This window comes from Mesorhizobium sp. M7A.F.Ca.CA.001.08.2.1 (assembly GCF_003998455.1).
GTDB lineage: Bacteria > Pseudomonadota > Alphaproteobacteria > Rhizobiales > Rhizobiaceae > Mesorhizobium > Mesorhizobium ciceri.
This window is the reverse complement of sequence record NZ_RZPW01000944.1, coordinates 1-2,069: the sequence shown is the minus strand read 5'-3', so window position 1 is coordinate 2,069 and position 2,069 is coordinate 1. Positions and strand designations below refer to the sequence as shown.

The 2,069-nt window shown below is 66.6% G+C and carries 1 protein-coding gene; it reads left to right on the top strand.

All coding sequences use genetic code 11. The features are described from left to right. A partial coding sequence (locus EN914_RS33265) for a sarcosine oxidase subunit alpha (RefSeq protein WP_127389579.1) occupies window positions 1-2,069 on the top strand: 2,069 nt, incomplete at both ends.

The following is a 2,069-nucleotide window of genomic DNA, read 5'->3' as shown; positions in this document are numbered from 1 at the left end:
CAGCGGCGGAGACCGGCGTGCGCGTCATCCTCGCCGACGAGCAGGCCGAGTTCGGCGGCAGCCTGCGTTTCGAGAGCGGCGCGAAAATCGACGGCCAGGACGGCTTTGCCTGGGCGCAAGCTGCGGTGGCGAAGCTCGCCGCGATGGACAATGTCCGCGTGCTGTCACGCACGACGGCGTTCGGTTATTACGCGCAGAATTTCGTCGGCCTGGTCGAGCGTGTCAGCGATCATCTGAAGGCTCCCGGCCACGATCTGGCGCGCGAGCGGCTGTGGCAGGTCAGGGCCAAGCGCGTGGTGCTGGCCTCGGGCGCCATCGAGCGCCACATGGTGTTCGCCGACAACGACCGCCCGGGCATCATGCTGGCGGGTGCCGCGCGCACCTATCTCAACCACTATGGCGTCGCGGTCGGCAGGAATGTCGGCGTCTACACCGCCAATGATTCCGCCTATGCAGCGGCGATCGACCTGAAGAAGGCCGGCGTCAACGTGGCGGCGATCGTCGATTTGCGCGACAATCCGACCGGACCGGTGATCGACGAGGCGAGGGCGCTCGGCATCGAGGTCAATTTCGGCCGCGCGGTGATCCGCGCCGGCGGCAAGCTGCGCGTTTCCTCGATGACGGTGCAGCCGAAGAATGGCGGCGGCGAACGCACCATTCCAGTCGACGCGATCCTGATGTCGGCCGGCTGGACGCCGTCGGTGCATCTGTTCTCGCAGTCGCGCGGCAAGGTCGCCTTCAACGACGAGACCAAGCGCTTCGTGCCGGGCACCTATGCGCAGGATTGCGTCTCTGTCGGCGCCTGCAATGGTGCCGACGGCCTATCGGCGACGGTCGACGAGGCCTATGCCGCGGGCGCCAAAGCGGCCAGGGATGCGGGCGCGAAAACCGCCAAGGGTACGAAGCCGAAGGTCGACACCTCCGAGAGCTGGTCGCGCGGCATGCTGGGTGCGGCTCCTGGCGCCGGGCCGGACACCACGGTGAAGGCGTTTGTCGACTTCCAGAACGACGTCACCGCCAAGGATATCCGCCAGGCGGTGCACGAAGGCATGCGCTCGATCGAGCACGTCAAGCGCTTCACCACCAACGGCATGGCCACCGATCAGGGCAAGACCTCCAACATGCACGGCCTGGCGATTGCCGCCGAGATGCTGGGAAAGCCAATCCCGGAGGTCGGCCTGACCACGTTCCGGGCGCCCTATACGCCGGTGACCTTCGGCGCGATCGTCAGCCATGCGCGCGGGCCGCTGTTCGATCCGACGCGTAAAACGGCGATCCATCCCTGGGCCGAGGCGCAAGGCGCGGTGTTCGAGGACGTCGGCCAGTGGAAGCGCGCCTGGTATTTCCCCAAGGCGGGCGAGGACATGCACGCCGCGGTCGACCGCGAATGCGTCGCCGTGCGCAAGACGGCCGGCCTGTTCGATGCCTCGACGCTCGGCAAGATCGAAGTGGTCGGGCCGGATGCGGCCAAGTTCATGGAACTGCTCTACACCAACCCATGGGAGAAGCTGGAACCCGGCCGCTGCCGCTACGGCATCATGCTGCGCGAGGATGGCTTCATCTATGATGACGGCGTCGTCGGCAGGCTGGCGCCCGACCGCTTCCATGTGACGACGACGACCGGCGGTGCGCCGCGCGTCATGAACCATATGGAGGACTATCTCCAGACCGAGTTCCCGCATCTCAATGTCTGGCTGACCTCGATCACCGAGCAGTGGGCGGTCATCGCCGTGCAGGGACCCAAGTCGCGCGACATCATCGCGCCGCTGGTCGAAGGCATCGACATGTCGGACGAGGCGCTGCCGCACATGTCGGTGCGCGAAGGCAAGATCTGCGGCGTGCCGACGCGGCTGTTCCGCATGTCGTTCACCGGCGAGCGCGGGTTCGAGGTCAATGTGCCGGCCGATTATGGCCAGACGGTCTGGGAAGCGCTGTGGGCCGAAGGCCAGAAGCATGGTGCGGCTGCTTATGGCACCGAGGCGATGCACGTGCTGCGCGCCGAAAAGGGCTACATCATCGTCGGCCAGGACACCGATGGCACGGTAACGCCGAACGACGCCGGCCTCGAC